The sequence below is a fragment of the Pseudonocardia thermophila genome (genome assembly GCF_900142365.1).
GTDB lineage: Bacteria > Actinomycetota > Actinomycetes > Mycobacteriales > Pseudonocardiaceae > Pseudonocardia > Pseudonocardia thermophila.
The window spans coordinates 13,256-29,924 of sequence record NZ_FRAP01000023.1 but is presented as its reverse complement, the minus strand read 5'-3'; the positions used below and the strand labels follow the sequence as shown (position 1 = coordinate 29,924).

Genomic DNA, 16,669 nt, shown 5'->3' with positions numbered 1-16,669 from the left:
GTCGTGGCTACCGACTTCGAGCACCACCCACCGACGGCAGGCGGCCGTCCCGCCGTCGTGGTCGACCTGGCCCGGGCCGGGTTCACCGACGCGGTGGAGGTCGGGCGGGGTGGCTTCGGCGTCGTGTACCGCTGCCGGCAGGAGGAGCTCAACCGCACGGTCGCGGTGAAGCTGCTGCACACCGATCTCGACCAGACCAGCCGCGAGCGGTTCTTCCGCGAGGGCCGGGCCATGGGCGGCCTGTCCGGCCACCCCAACGTCGTCGACGTCCTGCAGGTGGGCGTCACGCCCAGCGGCCGCCCGTTCATCGTCATGCCCTACCAGGCGATGGACTCGCTGGCCGCCCGCGTGCGCCGCGAGGGCCCCATCGGGTGGGCCGAGGCCACTCGGATCGGGGTGCGGCTGGCCGGGGCGCTGGAGAGCGCGCACCGCGTCGGCACGCTGCACCGCGACATCAAGCCGGGCAACGTCCTCATGTCCGACTACGGGGAGGCCCAGCTCACCGACTTCGGCATCGCCCGCATCGAGGGCGGCTTCGAGACCGCGACCGGGGCGTTCACCGGGTCGCTCTCCTACAGCGCCCCCGAGGTGCTCAACGGGCACCCGCCCAGCCCGCAGTCGGACATCTACAGCCTCGCCGCCACGCTGTTCTCGATCATCGCCGGGCGCGCGGCGTTCGAGCGGCGCGAGGGCGAGGAGATCATCGCCCAGTTCCTGCGCATCACCGGCCAGCCGATTCCCGACCTGCGCGTGCACGGCGTGCCCGACGTGCTGTGCGAGGTCCTCGAGCGGGCCATGGCCAAGAACCCGGCCGACCGGCCGCCGACGGCCGAGGCGTTCGGGCGGGAGCTGCAGGAGGTCCAGCGCCGCACCGGGCAGCCGGTCGCCGAGATGGCCCTGCCCGCCACGCGCCGGCCGTCCGCGGACGTCACCGAGACCGCCGGCGCGCTGGACGAGCGGTCGCCGTCGCGGGTCTCCCGCTCCTTCGAGCTCGTCGAGAAGCCGTGGGGGCCGGCCACCGCCACCGAGGCCACCCAGCTCGTGCCGCCCCGGCCGCTGCTGCCGGGCCCGCCGTACCGCAACTCGCCGTCCGGGCCGTCCGGGCCGCTGCCGCCGTGGCAGGGCGGCACCGGCCCGTCGGGGCCGTACCCACCATCGCCCGTCGGGCCCACCATCCCGGACCGGCCACCGGAGCAGCCCGGCGGCAAGCGCCGCCGCCTGCAGGTCGTCGCGCTCGTCGCGGTGGCTGTGCTGTTCTTGGGTGCGCTCTCCGTCGGCGGCATCTACCTGCTGCGCGGCCGCGGCGGCGAGGCCCCGCCCGCGGCGGCGGGCGCGGGCACCGACCCGGCCTCGACCGCGCTGACGTGGTCGGCGCTCACCGACGTCCCGCTCGCGCGTCAGCAGGTCGCCACCACCATCGCCGACGGCGTCATCTGGGTCATCGGCGGGCTGACCAACACGGAAGCCACCGCGGCCGTCCAGGGCTACGACGCGGCGATCAACGCCTGGAAGGACGCCACCCCGCTGCCGGTGCCGCTGCACCACGAGATGGCCACCACCTACAACGGCCAGATCGTCGTGCTCGGCGGCTGGCAGCCCAGCGGCGCCCAGCTCAACGCCATCGAGAACGACAAGGTCTACGCGCTCGCCAGCGACCGGTGGACCGAGCTGCCGAAGCTGCCGGGCCCGCGCGTCGCCGGCGGGGCCGTCACCGTCGGCAACAAGATCGTGGTCGCCGGCGGGCAGGCCGGCGACAAGCTCGTGACCGGCACAGACGTCTTCGACGGCACCAAGTGGGTCCGCGGCGCCGACATCCCGACCCCGCGCGAGCACCTCGCGATGGTCAGCGACGGCCGTTACGCCTACGCCATCGGCGGGCGCGCGCTGTCGTCGGACAAGAACAGCGACGCCGTCGAGCGCTACGACCCCGAGACCGACACCTGGACCAAGCTCGCACCCCTGCCCAGCCCGCGCGGCGGCATCGGCGCGGCCTACGCCGACGGCCGGATCATCGTCGCCGGCGGGGAGGCCCCGGCGAGCGTGATCGACCGGGTCGACCAGTACGACATCGCGGCCGACTCCTGGTCACCGCTGCCGTCGATGAAGACCCCGCGGCACGGGCTCGCCCTCGCCGCCGTCGGCGGCACCGTCTACGCGTTCGGCGGCGCGGCCAAGCCGAGCCACGAGGCGTCGGTCTCCGTCGCCGAGTCGCTCGTGCTGCCGCCGCGCCGGCTCGGCCCCGCCGCGGCCTGGCGCACCACCCGCGACGCCCCGATCGCGCGGCAGTTCACCGGCTCCGCCGTCGTCGACGGGCGGATGTGGGTGGTCGGCGGCCTCACCACCAACGAGGCCACCGCCGCCGTCTACGCCTACGACGCCGCCATCGACACCTGGACCCGCGGACCCGACCTGCCCATCCCGCTGCACCACGTGATGGCTGTGAACTACCGCGACGAGCTGTGGGTGCTCGGCGGCTGGACCCCCGAGGGCGGCAACGAGTCGGGCCGCAACTCCGACCGGGTGTTCGCGCTGCGCAACGGTGCCTGGGTGGAGATGCCCAAGCTGCTGCGGCCCCGCGTGGCCGCCGCGGCCGCCGTCGTCGGCGACAAGCTCGTCCTGTTCGGCGGGCAGACCAACGGCCAGCTCACCAGGGAGACCGAGGTCTTCGACGGCACGGCCTGGCACGACGCCGCCCCCATCCCGACCCCGCGCGAGCACCTCGCCGGCGCCGCGGGCGGTGGTTTCGTCTACGCGGTCGGCGGCCGCGAGCTGTCGTCGTCGAAGAACCTGCCGACGTTCGAGCGGTACGACCCGGCCACCGACACCTGGACCTCGTTGCCGCCCATGCCGACCGCCCGCGGTGGCCTCGGTGCGGCCTGCTTCGACGGCCGCGTGGTCGCCGCGGGCGGGGAGCTGCCGCGCGACGTGCTCGGCACGGTCGAGGCGTTCGACGTGGACACGGGGCTGTGGACCACGCTCGCGCCGCTCGGTGTGCCGCGGCACGGGTTCGCGTTCGACGTGATCGGCAACTCGATCTACGCCGTGGGTGGGGCGCAGAAGCCCACGCACGCCGAGTCGACGGCCAGGGTTGAGGTCCTGGACTTCACGTAGACCCCAGGGTGCGGGGAAGAACGCCGAGCGGGGAAGCCGCTCGGCGGTGTTCCCGCCGATCCCGGCAAGCACCGCCAGGCCGACAGGGCAGGATCAGGTGCGTGGCCAGACGACCGTTCGTGCTGCTGTCCGTCGCCATCAGCCTCGACGGTGCGATCGACGACGCGTCGCCGACGCGGTTGATCCTCTCCGACGACGCCGACCTGGACCGGGTGGACGCGGAGCGGGCGGGGGTCGACGCGATCCTGGTCGGCGCCGGCACCCTGCGGCGGGACGATCCGCGGCTGGTGCTGCGCGACCGCTCGCGTGGGCGGGACCCGGTGAAGGTGGTGCTGTCCGGGTCGGGGGAACTGGACCCGGACGCCAGGTTCTTCACCACCGGCGACGCCGCGCGGCTGGTCTACACCTCGCGGCCGGACGTGGCGATGGAGCGGCTGGGCGGGGCCGCCACGATCGTCGACGCCGGTGACCCGCTGGATCTCGGCGTCGTGCTGGCCGATCTGCACGGGCGCGGGGTGGAGCGGTTGATGGTCGAGGGCGGGGCGCAGGTGCACCGGCTCGTGCTCACCGCCGACGTGGTCGACGAGCTGCAGGTGGTCGTCGCGCCGCTGGTCGTGGGCGATCCGACGGCGCCGCGGTTCGGTGGGCTGCGCACCGAGGTGCAGCGCCTCGACCTGCGTCTCGCCGAGGCCCGGCCGATGGGCGATCTGGTGCTGCTGCGCTACGTCCGGGACGGACAGCGGTAACCGGCGCGACCGGTCGTGAGGCACGTCGCTACCCTCGTCGCGTGCTGACCCGGATGTCGTCGCTGTTCCTGCGTACCTTGCGCGAGGACCCGGCCGACGCGGAGGTGCCGAGCCACAAGCTGCTCGTCCGCGCCGGTTACGTCCGTCGCGTCGCCCCGGGGATCTACGACTGGTTGCCGCTGGGGCTCAAGGTGCTGCGCGCGGTCGAGAACATCGTCCGCGAGGAGATGGACGCGATGGGCGCGCAGGAGATCCTGCTGCCTGCGCTGCTGCCCCGCGAGCCGTACGAGCAGACGAACCGGTGGACCGAGTACGGCCCGAACCTGTTCCGGCTCAAGGACCGCAAGGGCGCGGACTACCTGCTCGGGCCCACGCACGAGGAGCTGTTCACCCAGCTGGTGAAGAGCGAGTACAGCTCGTACAAGGACTACCCGATCTCGCTCTACCAGATCCAGACGAAGTACCGCGACGAGGCGCGGCCGCGCGCGGGCATCCTGCGCGGGCGCGAGTTCCTGATGAAGGACTCGTACTCGTTCGACCTGGACGACGAGGGCCTGGACCGCTCCTACCAGGCGCACCGCGACGCCTACGTGCGCATCTTCGACCGGCTCGGCATCGACTACGTCATCGTGTCGGCGACGTCGGGCGCCATGGGTGGCTCGGCGTCGGAGGAGTTCCTCGCGGTCGCCGAGACCGGTGAGGACACCTACGTGCGCAGCCCCGGCGGGTACGCGGCCAACGTCGAGGCCGTCACCACGCCGGCGCCGCCGCCCCGTCCGATCGAGGACCTGCCCGAGGCGCAGGTCCACCACACGCCGAACACGCCGACGATCGAGTCGCTGGTCGACTTCCTCAACAAGGCCGGGCTGGGCCGCACGTTCACCGCGGCCGACACGCTCAAGAACGTCATGCTCAAGACCCGTGAGCCCGGCGAGCAGGAGTGGCGCCTGCTCGGCGTCGGCGTGCCGGGCGACCGCGAGGTCGACATGAAGCGGGTCGAGGCGTCGCTGGCGCCCGCCGAGGTCGCGCTGCTCGACGACGCCGACTTCGCCCGCCACCCGTTCCTGGTGAAGGGCTACATCGGCCCGGGCGCGCTGGCCGCGAACGGGGTGCGCTACCTGGTCGATCCGCGCATCGTCACGGGCACGGCGTGGGTCACCGGCGCCGACAAGGTCGACCACCACGTCGTCGACCTGGTCGCGGGTCGCGACTTCCACCCGGACGGCACGATCGAGGCCGCCGAGGTCCGGCCCGGCGACCCGGCCCCCGACGGCTCGGGCCCGCTGGAGGCGGCCCGCGGCATCGAGATCGGGCACGTGTTCAAGCTCGGCCGCAAGTACTCCGACGCGTTCGGCCTGGACGCGCTCGGCCCCGACGCGAAGCCGATCCGCATCACGATGGGCTCGTACGGCATCGGCGTGTCCCGCCTGGTCGCGGTGCTGGCGGAGCAGAACCACGACGAGCACGGCCTCATCTGGCCGCGCGCGGTCAGCCCGTTCGACGTGCACGTGGTCATCGCCGGCAAGACCGACGAGATCAAGCAGGGGGCCGAGCGGCTGGCCGCCGAGCTCGACGAGAGCGGCGTGAAGGTGCTGCTCGATGACCGCAACGCGTCGCCGGGCGTGAAGTTCGCCGACGCCGAGCTGATCGGCGTGCCCACGATCGTCGTCGTCGGCCGCGGGCTGGCGAACGGCGTGGTCGAGGTGAAGGACCGGCGCAGCGGCGAGCGCGTCGAGGTCCCGGTCGTCGAGGCCACCGCACATCTGCGCGACGTCATCCGGGCAGGCTGACCAGGAGGACGAGGAGGCGGCGATGCGGGTTCGATCGACCGGTCGTCGCCCCCGCCCGCACCGGCCCGGCTGCGCTGGGTCAGGGGCCGGGCACACCCTGTGCCGATCACCGTTCGCGCTGGTCGGCGGGGTGTGGCGGGCGTCCTTGCCGTCCCCGTCCGCCCCGGGGATAGTCGGGTTGCTCCGGGTGGACGAGCCGGTGCCGTTGCCGCACGGGCACCACCGGCCCCTGGGGGGAGGGTGTTTCTGATGGAGTTCGACGCAGCCCGCGTGGCGGTGCTGCCGGGCGAGCCCGGGGACGTCGTCGGGCGGTTCCCCGGTGTCGTGGTGGTGGCGCGGTGCGCTGAACCGGACCTGCTGCGCGCGCTGCTCACCCGCTGCGCCGACGCCGCGGGCCCCGAGCCCGGCCGCGCGCTCGCCCGGTCGCTGGCCCGCTGGCTGGCGAGCGAGGACGATCTTCCCGACCGCATCGTGTTCGGCACCGTCTCGACGGTGGGAGAGCAGCTGGCGGTGTTCCTGTCCGGCGCTGCGATGGTGGAGATCGGCGACACGGTGCTGTCCGGCACCGACGCGGCCGCCTGGACCGACCGGCTCCTGCCCGTCACCGGGCCCGTGCGGTTGGCGCTGCACGGCGCCGTCGGGCGGATCGGCTCCCTGCCGGACGTGCTCGATCTGCGCGGCGGCGTCGTCCCCGGCTCCGGCGCGATCATCCACGGCGGTGGCCCGAGTGCCTCGCGGCCGGCGGCCGCCTCCGCGTCCCGACCGGTCCCGGCCGAGCCGCGGCGGGTCCAGCCGCTGCCCGAACGTTCGCCGCTGGCCCCCGATCCCGGCCCGCACCCCCGCGGCAACGGGGTGGTCCCCGCGGTGGAGCTGCGCAGCCCCGAGTCCGGTGAGCGGGCGGTCGCCCGCACCGGGTCGGTGCAGGCACCGCCCGAGCGCCCGGACGAGCGCGGCGCCGGCGAGGACTTCTCCGGCGAGTGGTTCGCCGGCCCGGGTCCGAAGGAGACCGGCGGCGGGGACGCCCAGCCGGCCGCTCGCTCGCCGCGGGTCGCGCCGCAGGATCCGGCCCGGGCACCGGCCCGGCACGCCGTCTACGGGCGGAGCGACGGCGAGCCCGCGGCGGCCGACGTCGGCCTGGCCGATCCGCCGACCCCGCGTTCGGGCACCGAGCAGCTGACCTCGGAGAAGGTGATCCCCGAGAAGACCGCGGACGGCGAGATCACCGAGGCCGCGCCGCTTCCGGCCGAGCCTGCCGAGCGAGAGCCGTCCGGGACGGTCCCGGCCCCGCGGAAGGCGCCCACCGAAGCCCCCACGGAGGCAGCGCCCTCGTCCTCCGCGCCGTCGTCCTCCGCGCCGTCGTCCTCCGCGCCGTCGTCCTCCGCGCCGTCGTCCTCCGCGCCGTCGTCCTCCGCGCCGTCGTCCTCCGCGCCGTCGTCCTCCGCGCCGTCGTCCTCCGCGCCGTCGTCCTCCGCGCCGTCGTCCTCCGTGCCATCACCGGCGCCACCGGCCGCACCGGCGCGCAACGGGCACCCGGCGAGCCAGAACGGCGCCGCCCCGCCGCCGGCCGACGCCGAGCACCAGGTACCGGGCCTGCTCTGCGCCCGCGGGCACCTCAACGACCCGCGATCGCAGTTCTGCACCCAGTGCGGCGGCCGCATCGACGAGCGCGGCTCGGTCGTCGTCGGTCCCCGCCCGCCGCTCGGCGTGCTCGTGTTCGACGACGGCGCGACCTACACCGTCGACGCGGATTTCCTCGTCGGCCGGATGCCCGAGTCCGACCAGCGGGTGACGTCCGGCGAGCTGCGCCCGATCGTCGTGGAGGACCGCTCCGGCGCGGTGTCGCGGGTCCACGCCGAGATCCACATCGACGGCTGGGACGTGCTGCTGTCCGACACCGGGTCGCGCAACGGCACGTTCGTCGCCGGCCCCTCCCAGCAGGGCTGGTCGCCGCTGCCGCCCGGCCGGTCCCGCCGGCTCGTGCCGGGCACCCGGGTCCGCATGGGCGGGCGCACGTTCGTCTTCGAGGCGCCCGACGGTGCCTCGTCGGCGTGAAGCCGCCGGTCAGCCGGCGAGGAACGACAGCCGCACCTGCCGCACCGGGTTGTCGGCGTTGGTGTCGACCAGGCAGATCGACTGCCACGTGCCGAGCGCGGCGCGCCCGCCGATCACCGGCACCGACGCCGACGGGGAGATGAACGCCGGCAGCACGTGGTCGCGGCCGTGCCCGGGGCTGCCGTGGCGATGCCGCCAGCGGTCGTCGGCGGGCAGGAGGTCGCGGAGCGCCGCGAGCAGGTCGGTGTCGCTGCCCGCGCCCGTCTCGATGATCGCCACGCCGGCGGTGGCGTGCGGCACCCAGACGTTGAGCAGGCCGTCCCCGGCCCGGACCGAGCGCAGGAACGCGGCGATCTGCGACGTGAGATCGACGACGGTCTCGGCGGTGCCCGTGCGAATCTCGATGACGGTCGACTCCATGGCGACCATCATGCGGGACATGCGCACCGCGTTCGGAGAGCAGTTCGACGTCCCCGACGGCTACCTCAACACCGCGAGCATCGGTATCCCGCCCGCAGCGGTGGCCGATGCGGTGGAGCGGGCGGTGGCGGACTGGCGGCGGGGCCGATCGTCACCTCCGGACTTCGACGCCGACGTCGCCGCAGCGCGAGCCGGGTTCGCTGCGCTCGTCGGCGTGCCGGTGGAGCGGGTCGCGATCGGTGCCACGGTGTCGCAGCTGGTCGCGCAGGTGGCGGTGAGCCTGCCGGCGGGCAGCCGGGTGGTGGTGCGGGCCGGCGAGTTCACCAGCGTGACGTTCCCGTTCGCCGCGCAGGCCGCCCGCGGCGTGGTCGTCGACGAGGTGCCCGCGGCCGAGCTCGCGGACCGCGCCGCCGAGGCGGACCTGGTCGCGGTGAGCGTCGTCCAGTCCGCCGACGGCGCCGTGGCCGATCTCGCCGGGTTGCGGGCCGCGCAGGCCGCCGGCACGACGGTGGTGCTGGACGTGTCCCAGTCGCTCGGCTGGCTCGACGCCGAGATCGGCTGGGCGGACGCGGTGGTCGGCGCCGGCTACAAGTGGCTGCTCTCCCCGCGCGGCTGTGCGTGGTTGGCCGTCAGCCCGTCGGTGCGGGAGCGGATGGTGGCGCACCAGGCCGGCTGGTACGCCGGGGACGATCCGTGGACCACCGTGTACGACCTGCCGCTGCGGCTCGCCCCGGACGCGCGGGCGTTCGACGTCTCGCCCGTGTGGTTCGCCCAGGTGGGTGCCGCGGCGGCGCTGCCGTGGCTGGCCGGGCTGGACCGGGCTGCTGTGCACGCGCACTGCGTCGGGCTCGCCGACGCCCTGCGAGCCGAGCTGGGGATGGCGCCCGCAGGGTCGGCGATCGTGTCGCTGTCCGGCCCGGACGTGGGTGAGCGACTGGCCGCGGCCGGGGTGCGCTCGAGCGTGCGCGCCGGCGCGGTGCGGGTGGGATTCCACCTCTACAACGACGCGAACGATCTCGACCGCGTCGTGCGTGCCCTGAAGCGCTGAGTCGGGTTCCTCGTCAGGGGGTGGCCTCGGGGGCCCCGGGGAACTGCGGCACCGCCGGTTCGCGGCCGACGACCTCGCGCCAGCGGGCGCAGCGCACGGTCGCCGAGGTGAGCGCGTCGAGCGCGGCCTTGCGCAGGGCGCGCTCGCTGCTGCGCTCCAGCACCGAGCGCCACGCGACGAGCGCGTCGGTCTCGGCCACGACGAGCAGCCGGGCCGCCGACGCGGCGTCGGTGACCTTCTCCGGCGGGCTGTAGGCGGGCTGGGCGGACACCGGCTGCGAGCCGATGCTGGACAGCGTGTTCGCGATCTGGTTGCGCAGCTCCCGGTGCGCGTCGGTGTCGGTGCGCGCGGCGGCGCGCTGCTCGGCCCCGAGGAACGCGACGGCGAGCGAGTAGCACCAGACGGCGGCGTGCTCGGCGGCGAGCGCCTGCTGCAGTGCGGCGATCGTGACCTCGTCGACGCCGGTCCGGGCGGGTTGGGCGGTGCTCATGATCGTCTCCGCGCTGTTTCCGTGGCTGCGGTTCCGGTGCCTTACAGCAGCGCCGCGTACGCCGAGCAGCAGGCGGCGATGGACGCGACCAGTCCGACCTTGTCGGGGGGCAGGGTGAGCGCGGCGTCGGCCGCGGCGGAGGCCGACGCCGCGACCGCGTCGTGCACCTCCCGCACGCCCGGGCCGCTGCCGCGGGAGGAGCGGGAGCCCGGGGCCGGGGTCGTCGTGGGAGCAGCGGCAGCCGTCGTGGGGGCGGCCGCGGTGTCCGTGTTCACCGGCCGGCCGAGCAGCTGGTCGAGCGCCGCGGCGTGCGCGAGCCGGGCGGCGCGCAGCGGCTCCAGCCGGGACCGCAGGCTCGCGTCGGCCGCGATCGCGGCGGCGGCCAGCGCGGCGTCGTCGCGGGCGGCGTCGGCCAGCCCGGGAAGAGGATCGGGCTGGCGGGCGTTGTCCTGCCCGAGCAGCGAGCAGCCGCCGAGCGCGGTGGTGCCGGCCGGGAGCGCCGCGAGCGCGGGCAGCACCCTGGTCAGCACGCACCGCCGGGTGAGGCGGGTGCCGCCGGGCCGGTGCAGCGGGTCCACGGGCCTCCTCCCCAACCTCGCGTCGCCGGTGCGGCAGCGCCCGGGGAGCGCCGGGGCCGCCGAGGCGCCATCCTGCCAGGCCCGCGCCCGACGGGGTGCGCCGGTCGACGGTGGCGCTGCTCGTGGGCCGCGGCGCGCTACGCTGACGGACCGCACCGCGTCCGCGGTCCCGATCGACCACGAGCGCCGAGTCCGTAGAGGACGCGCGCGTCGCAGGAGGAGTTCGTCATGTCGCCGTCCCGACCCGTACAGCAGGATCTCGGGTCGCTGCCCGAGCAGCTGCACGGCGTGCTGGAGCCGATCGTCACCGGCGCCGGCTTCGAGCTCGACGACATCGACGTCCGGGCCGCCGGCCGGCGCCACACCGTCAAGGTGATCGTGGACTCCGACAACGGGGTGGGGCTGGACGATCTGGCCGGGCTGTCCCGGTCGGTGTCGGCGGAGCTGGACCGCCACGACCACCTGATCAACGGGTCGTACACGCTCGAGGTCACCTCCCCGGGTGTGGAGCGCCCGCTCACCAAGGCACGGCACTGGCAGCGTGCGCACCTGCGCAAGGTCGTGATCACCACGACCGACGGGCAGAAGTTCACCGGGCGGGTGGGCACGGCCGGTGCGGAGTCGGTGGTCGTGCTGGTGGACGGCCAGGCGCGCGAGCTGCGCTACGCCGACGTCCGGCGGGCCACCGTGGAGGTGGAGTTCAAGCCGGCCCCTGAGGCGGAGCTGCGGGCCCTCGGCGCCGCGTCCGCGGCGCAGGCGGAGGAAGAGTCATGAACGTCGACATCGCGGCGCTGCGCGCCATCGAGCGGGACAAGGACATCCCCTTCGAGACCGTCCTCGAGGCCATCGAGACGGCCCTGCTCACCGCGTACAAGCACACCGAGGGCCACCAGCCGCACGCGCGGATCGACATCGACCGCAAGACCGGCGTGGTGCGGGTGCTGGCGCGCGAGACGCGGCCGGACGGCACCGTCGTCGAGTGGGACGACACCCCCGAGGGGTTCGGCCGCATCGCGGCCACCACGGCCCGCCAGGTGATCCTGCAGCGCCTGCGGGACGCCGAGCACGAGCGCACCTACGGCGAGTTCTCCGCCAAGGAGGGCGAGATCGTCACCGGGGTGGTGCAGCGCGATGCCCGGGCCAACGCCCGCGGGGTGGTGATCGTGCAGCTGTCGCCGCAGACCGAGGGCGTGCTGCCGGCCGCCGAGCAGGTGCCGGGGGAGCGCTACGAGCACGGCGAGCGGATCCGCTGCTACGTCGTCGGCGTGAGCCGGGGAATGCGCGGCACGCAGATCACGTTGAGCAGGACGCATCCCAACCTCGTCCGCAAGCTGTTCGCGTTGGAGGTCCCGGAGATCGTCGACGGCACGGTGGAGATCGTGTCGGTGGCGCGCGAGGCCGGGCACCGGTCCAAGATCGCGGTGCGGTCGACGGTGCCGGGGGTCAACCCCAAGGGGGCCTGCATCGGCCCGGTCGGCTCCCGCGTGCGCAACGTGATGAGCGAGCTGTCCGGGGAGAAGATCGACATCATCGACTGGTCCCCGGATCCGGCCACCTACGTGGGCAACGCGCTCTCGCCGTCGAAAGTGGTCTCTGTCACGGTCGTCGACGAGAAGGCGCGCAAGGCGCGGGTGGTCGTGCCCGACTTCCAGCTCTCGCTCGCCATCGGCAAGGAGGGTCAGAACGCGCGCCTGGCCGCCCGGCTGACCGGATGGGGCATCGACATCCGCAGCGACGCCGATCCGCGCGCCGGCGTCCCGACCGGCGCTGATCCCGGCCGGCTGCGTCCCGGCGCCGGCTGACCGGTCGCGTTCCGGCCACTACGCCGCACGGGTCGTGCGGTGGATCCGTCCGGGGTCGAGGCGGATCGAGGACCGCGCCGTCGACGCTGTGTCGACAGCGCCGTCGCCCGGCGGCAAGCGCCTGGAGGAGTGATCGATGGGGAGGCGCAGGGTCACGGACGGCAAGGGTGCTGCGCTACACTCGGCACCGGCCCACGATCAGGCAGCGGGGCCGGTGCGTACATGCATCGGATGCCGCTCCCGATCACCGGCTGGCGTACTCCTGCGTGTCGTCGTGCGGGACGGGGTACTCACCCCTGACCCACGTCGACGGCTCCCCGGACGTGGTGCCTGGTTGCATCCCGCTCCGGAGTGCCTCGCCCGAGCCGATCGCCGTGCAGCGTTCCCGCGCGCCTTGCGCGTGGCGGGGCCGCTCTCGATCGACCCGGTGCGAACGTTCCTGGACGAGCAGTACGGGGCCCGGGACCGACCCGGGCCCGGCACGGAAGAGAGCAAGGTCGACCCGTCATGAGCCAGTCGTGAAGATCGCACCATGAACGTGCTTCGACAGGCCTAGAGGTCGAGCGGGTCCCGCCGCCGGCCTCCGATGAACAAGGAGAGCAGTGGCTGGCAAGGCCCGCGTGCACGAGCTCGCGAAGGAGCTCGGTATCAGCAGTAAGCAGGTCCTCAGCAAGTTGCAGGACCTGGGGGAGTACGTGAAGTCTCCCTCCTCCACGGTGGAGGCCCCGGTCGCCCGCAAGCTGCGGGAGGCCCTCGCCGGCGGCAACGGCGGCGACAGCAAGGGACGTCCGGGCGGCAGCGGCCGCCCGCAGCGGCCCGGCGCCCAGGCGCAGCCCGGGCAGCGGCCGCAGGGTCCGGGGCAGCGGCCCCAGGGCCCCGGCCAGCGCCCGCAGGCGCCCGGTCCGCGCCCGCAGCCGCCCGCCCAGGCCCGGCCCGGTGCGCCCACGCCCGGCCCGGCGCCGCGCCCGCAGGCCCCAGCGGCCGGTCCGGCCACGCCGGCGCCGGCGCAGCCGGGTCAGCAGCCGACCGGGCAGCCCTCCGCGCCGACGCGTGCGCAGGCGACCCCTGCGCCCGGGCAGAGCGCGCCGCGGCCGGGTCCGGCCGTGCCCAAGCCCGGCCCGCGCCCGCAGCCGCCCGCGCAGCCGGGTCAGCAGGCGCGCCCGCAGGCCCCGGCGGCCGGCCCGAAGCCGGGTGCCGGTCAGCAGCCCGCCGCCGCGTCGGCCGACGCGACGACGGTGCCGCCGCGCCCGCAGGCGCCCAAGCCCGGCCCGCCGCGTCCGCCACGGGTGGGCAACAACCCGTTCGGCGTCGGTTCCGGTGCGCCGCCGCGCCCGGCGCCCCCGCCGCGTCCCGCGCCGCCGCAGGGCGGTGGCCAGCAGCCCGCGCAGGGCGGTCAGGGTGCTGCGCCGCGTCCGGGCCCGCGGCCCGGTGCGCCGCGCCCGCAGGCGCCCGGCCAGGGCGGTCCGCGTCCGTCGCCGGGCAACATGCCCCCGCGGCCGAACCCGGCGAACATGCCGCCGCGGCCGAACCCCGGCATGATGCCGCCGCGACCGCCTGCCTCGAGCCGGCCCGGTGGTGCCGGTGGTCGGGGTGGCGCCGGTGGTCGAGCCGGCGGCACGGGTGGTCGCCCGGGTGGCGCCGGCGGTGGCTTCCGGCCCGGTGGCGGCGGGTTCCGGCCCGGTGCTCCGGCCGGCGGTGGGTTCCGGCCCGGCGGTGGCGGCGGTCGCCCCGGTGGCGGCGGTCGTGGCCGCGGTGGGGCCGCGGGTGCCTTCGGGCGTCCCGGTGGTCCGGCGCGGCGCGGGCGCAAGTCGAAGCGGCAGAAGCGCCAGGAGTACGACGCCATGCAGGCGCCGACGGTGGGCGGCGTCCGCCTGCCGAAGGGCAACGGCGAGACGATCCGGCTGCCGCGCGGTGCCTCGCTGACCGACTTCGCGGAGAAGATCGGCGCGAACCCGGCGTCGCTGGTGCAGGTGCTGTTCCACCTGGGCGAGATGGTCACCGCCACCGCGTCGGTCGCCGACGAGGTGCTGGAGCTGCTCGGCTCCGAGATGAACTACAACGTGCAGGTCGTGTCCCCCGAGGAGGAGGACCGCGAGCTGCTCGACTCGTTCGACATCTCGTTCGGTGAGGACCTCGGTGACGAGGAGGACCTCGAGGTCCGCCCGCCGGTCGTGACCATCATGGGGCACGTCGACCACGGCAAGACGCGCCTGCTGGACACGATCCGCAAGACCAACGTCCGCGAGACGGAGGCCGGCGGCATCACCCAGGCCATCGGCGCGTACCAGGTCGAGACCGAGCTGGACGGCGAGAAGCGGCTGATCACCTTCATCGACACCCCGGGTCACGAAGCGTTCACCGCAATGCGTGCCCGCGGTGCGAAGGCCACCGACATCGCGGTGATCGTCGTCGCCGCCGACGACGGCGTGATGCCGCAGACGGTGGAGGCGATCAACCACGCCCAGGCGGCCGACGTGCCGATCGTCGTCGCGGTCAACAAGATCGACGTCGAGGGCGCGAACCCGGCGAAGGTCCGCCAGCAGCTGACCGAGTACGGCCTGGTCGCCGAGGAGTACGGCGGCGACACGATGTTCGTCGACATCTCGGCGAAGCAAGGCACCAACATCGACCAGCTGCTCGAGGCGATCCTGCTGACCGCGGACGCCACGCTGGACCTGCGCGCCAACCCGAACATGCCGGCGCAGGGCATCGCGATCGAGGCCCACCTCGACCGCGGCCGTGGCCCGGTGGCCACGGTGCTGGTCCAGCGGGGCACGCTGCGCGTCGGCGACTCGATCGTCGCGGGCGACGCGGCCGGTCGTGTCCGGCGGATGCTCGACGAGCACGGCGACGACGTCACCGAGGCCCTGCCGTCCCGTCCGGTGCAGGTCATCGGGTTCACGTCGGTGCCGGGTGCGGGTGACACGTTCCTCGTCGTCGACGAGGACCGGGTCGCCCGGCAGATCGCCGACCGGCGCCGCGCCCGCGAGCGCAACGCCGAGCTGGCGCAGCGCCGCAAGCGGGTGTCGCTGGAGGACCTGGACGCCGCGCTGCGGAAGACCTCCCAGCTCAACCTGATCATCAAGGGCGACAACTCGGGTTCCGTCGAGGCCCTCGAGGAAGCGCTCATGAAGATCGACGTGGGCGACGAGGTCGAGCTGCGGGTCATCCACCGCGGCGTCGGCGGCATCACCGAGGGCGACGTGAACCTGGCGACCGCGTCCGACGCGATCGTGCTCGGGTTCAACGTCCGCGCCGAGGGCAAGGCCACCGAGCTGGCCAACCGCGAGGGCGTGGAGATCCGGTACTACACCGTGATCTACCAGGCCATCGAGGAGATCGAGCAGGCCCTCAAGGGCATGCTCAAGCCCGAGTACGAAGAGGTCGAGCTCGGTCGCGCCGAGATCCGCGCGATCTTCCGCTCGTCGCGGTTCGGCGTCATCGGCGGTTGCCTCGTCGTCAGCGGCGTCATCCGGCGCAACGCCAAGGCCCGCCTGCTGCGCGACAGCAAGGTCGTGGCGGACAACCTCTCGATCGTGTCGCTGCGGCGCGAGAAGGACGACGTCACCGAGGTCCGCGAGGGCTTCGAGTGCGGTCTCACGCTCGGCTACTCCGACCTGAAGGAGGGCGACGTCGTGGAGACCTACGAGATGAGGGAGAAGCCGCGCGCCTGAGCGGCGCGCCGAGCCCGTAGCGGTGGTGGCCGCAACCCTGCTCGAGGGGGCGGCCACCACCGGGCCCGGCCACCCGGCAACCACACATGTTCGTCGGTGCTCTGGAGCTGGACATCCTGCTCGGTGACGTCGGGTCGCTGAAGCAGAAGCGCTCGGTGGTGCGTCCGCTCGTGGCGGACCTGCGGCGCAAGTTCGAGGTCGCGGTGGCCGAGGCCGGGCACCTGGACCTGTACCGCAGGGCGCTCGTCGGCGTCAGCTGTGTGGCCGCCGACGCCGGGCACGTACGGGACGTCCTCGACCGGTGCGAGCGGTTCGTCGCCGAGCGCCCGGAGGTGGAGCTCCTCTCGGCCCGCCGGCGCATGCTGGGGCCGGAGGACGACTAGAGATCTGCACAGGAGCACGTCATGGCCGATCAGGCCCGAGCCCGCCGACTGGCGAAACGGATCACGCAGATCGTCGCGAATGCGCTCGAGCACGAGGTGAAGGACCCACGGCTGAAGATGGTCACGATCACCGACACCAAGGTGACCGGTGACCTGCGCGAGGCCACCGTCTACTACACGGTGCTCGGGGAGACCATCGACGCCGAGCCGGACACGGCCGGGGCCGCCGCCGCGCTGGCCAGCGCCACCGGGGTGCTGCGGTCGCTGGTCGGGGCCGGCACGGGCGTGCGGTTCACGCCCACGCTGACGTTCGTGCCCGACCAGGTGCCGGCCGCGGCGCGGCGTCTGGAGGACCTGCTCGCCCGCACCCGCGAGGCCGACGCTGAGCTGGCCCGCATGGCGGCCAACGCCAAGCCCGCCGGTGATCCGGACCCGTACCGCAAGCCCCGCGAGATCGCCGACGAGGACGACTCCGAGGACGACGACGATCACGAGTGATCACGGCAGTGATCACGGCAGTGATCACGGCAGCGGGGACGAAACCGGCACCGGACGACAACGGCGCGGACGTCGCG

Annotated in this window: 14 protein-coding genes; 11 read left to right on the top strand and 3 right to left on the bottom strand. The window is 74.5% G+C overall.

Annotation, left to right across the window (positions count from 1 at the left end):
* Positions 1-3 precede the first annotated feature (3 nt).
* The 4 genes from BUE41_RS25020 to BUE41_RS25005 all read left to right on the top strand — a co-directional run bounded on the left by BUE41_RS25020 (position 4) and on the right by BUE41_RS25005 (position 7,699).
* The gene (locus tag BUE41_RS25020; RefSeq protein ID WP_073459779.1) at positions 4-3,111 is read left to right on the top strand and encodes a Kelch repeat-containing protein; all 3,108 of its coding nucleotides are present in this window, start codon (positions 4-6) and stop codon (positions 3,109-3,111) included.
* A gap of 101 nt (positions 3,112-3,212) precedes the next feature.
* The gene (locus BUE41_RS25015; protein WP_073459778.1) at positions 3,213-3,857 is read left to right on the top strand and encodes a RibD family protein; all 645 of its coding nucleotides are present in this window, start codon (positions 3,213-3,215) and stop codon (positions 3,855-3,857) included.
* Between the two features lie 41 nt (positions 3,858-3,898).
* Complete coding sequence (locus tag BUE41_RS25010) at positions 3,899-5,647, top strand: proline--tRNA ligase (RefSeq protein ID WP_073459777.1); 1,749 nt, start codon at positions 3,899-3,901, stop codon at positions 5,645-5,647.
* 249 nt (positions 5,648-5,896) lie between these two features.
* Positions 5,897-7,699 carry an FHA domain-containing protein gene (locus BUE41_RS25005; protein WP_073459776.1) on the top strand — a complete coding sequence of 601 codons (1,803 nt, stop codon included), beginning with the start codon at positions 5,897-5,899 and terminating at the stop codon, positions 7,697-7,699.
* A 9-nt stretch (positions 7,700-7,708) separates the two neighbouring features.
* Here BUE41_RS25005 and BUE41_RS25000 read toward each other — a convergent pair whose 3' ends face one another.
* Positions 7,709-8,119, bottom strand: a complete 411-nt coding sequence (locus BUE41_RS25000; protein WP_073459775.1) for a secondary thiamine-phosphate synthase enzyme YjbQ — start codon at positions 8,117-8,119, stop codon at positions 7,709-7,711.
* A 19-nt stretch (positions 8,120-8,138) separates the two neighbouring features.
* Here BUE41_RS25000 and BUE41_RS24995 point away from each other — a divergent pair, with 19 nt between their 5' ends.
* The gene (locus BUE41_RS24995) at positions 8,139-9,167 is read left to right on the top strand and encodes an aminotransferase class V-fold PLP-dependent enzyme (RefSeq protein WP_073459855.1); all 1,029 of its coding nucleotides are present in this window, start codon (positions 8,139-8,141) and stop codon (positions 9,165-9,167) included.
* 13 nt (positions 9,168-9,180) lie between these two features.
* On the opposite strand, the gene BUE41_RS24990 is transcribed toward BUE41_RS24995, so the two are convergent.
* Together BUE41_RS24990 and BUE41_RS24985 are read right to left on the bottom strand one after the other, a co-directional pair.
* A complete protein-coding gene (locus BUE41_RS24990; RefSeq protein ID WP_073459774.1) occupies positions 9,181-9,657 on the bottom strand; it encodes a ferritin-like domain-containing protein in 477 nt (158 codons plus the stop codon).
* Positions 9,658-9,698: 41 nt separating this feature from the next.
* Positions 9,699-10,235 carry a hypothetical protein gene (locus BUE41_RS24985; protein ID WP_073459773.1) on the bottom strand — a complete coding sequence of 179 codons (537 nt, stop codon included), beginning with the start codon at positions 10,233-10,235 and terminating at the stop codon, positions 9,699-9,701.
* Positions 10,236-10,502: 267 nt separating this feature from the next.
* Between BUE41_RS24985 and rimP the strand changes: the two genes are divergently transcribed.
* The 6 genes from rimP (at position 10,503) to rbfA (ending at position 16,592) form a co-directional block, all read left to right on the top strand.
* Complete coding sequence (gene rimP, locus BUE41_RS24980; protein WP_073459854.1) at positions 10,503-11,009, top strand: ribosome maturation factor RimP; 507 nt, start codon at positions 10,503-10,505, stop codon at positions 11,007-11,009.
* On the top strand, positions 11,006-12,037 hold the full coding sequence (nusA, locus tag BUE41_RS24975) for a transcription termination factor NusA (RefSeq protein ID WP_073459772.1): 1,032 nt from the start codon (positions 11,006-11,008) through the stop codon (positions 12,035-12,037). The genes rimP and nusA overlap by 4 nt, the downstream gene beginning before the upstream one ends.
* Positions 12,038-12,173: 136 nt before the next feature.
* Positions 12,174-12,548, top strand: coding sequence for a YlxR family protein (locus BUE41_RS24970; RefSeq protein ID WP_084755798.1), 375 nt, complete (start codon positions 12,174-12,176; stop codon positions 12,546-12,548).
* Positions 12,549-12,639: 91 nt separating this feature from the next.
* Positions 12,640-15,711, top strand: a complete 3,072-nt coding sequence (gene infB, locus BUE41_RS24965) for a translation initiation factor IF-2 (RefSeq protein WP_073459770.1) — start codon at positions 12,640-12,642, stop codon at positions 15,709-15,711.
* An 86-nt stretch (positions 15,712-15,797) separates the two neighbouring features.
* A complete protein-coding gene (locus BUE41_RS24960; protein WP_073459769.1) occupies positions 15,798-16,094 on the top strand; it encodes a DUF503 domain-containing protein in 297 nt (98 codons plus the stop codon).
* Between the two features lie 21 nt (positions 16,095-16,115).
* The gene (gene rbfA, locus BUE41_RS24955; protein WP_073459768.1) at positions 16,116-16,592 is read left to right on the top strand and encodes a 30S ribosome-binding factor RbfA; all 477 of its coding nucleotides are present in this window, start codon (positions 16,116-16,118) and stop codon (positions 16,590-16,592) included.
* Positions 16,593-16,669 lie beyond the last annotated feature (77 nt).

Coding starts and splice junctions, on each gene's coding strand:
- BUE41_RS24995 (WP_073459855.1), top strand. CDS start 8,139: ATGCGCACCGCGTTCGGAGAGCAGTTCGACGTCCCCGACGGCTACCTC.
- BUE41_RS24960 (WP_073459769.1), top strand. CDS start 15,798: ATGTTCGTCGGTGCTCTGGAGCTGGACATCCTGCTCGGTGACGTCGGG.
- nusA (WP_073459772.1), top strand. CDS start 11,006: ATGAACGTCGACATCGCGGCGCTGCGCGCCATCGAGCGGGACAAGGAC.
- BUE41_RS25000 (WP_073459775.1), bottom strand. CDS start 8,119: ATGGAGTCGACCGTCATCGAGATTCGCACGGGCACCGCCGAGACCGTC.
- BUE41_RS24990 (WP_073459774.1), bottom strand. CDS start 9,657: ATGAGCACCGCCCAACCCGCCCGGACCGGCGTCGACGAGGTCACGATC.
- BUE41_RS25005 (WP_073459776.1), top strand. CDS start 5,897: ATGGAGTTCGACGCAGCCCGCGTGGCGGTGCTGCCGGGCGAGCCCGGG.
- BUE41_RS24970 (WP_084755798.1), top strand. CDS start 12,174: ATGGGGAGGCGCAGGGTCACGGACGGCAAGGGTGCTGCGCTACACTCG.
- rbfA (WP_073459768.1), top strand. CDS start 16,116: ATGGCCGATCAGGCCCGAGCCCGCCGACTGGCGAAACGGATCACGCAG.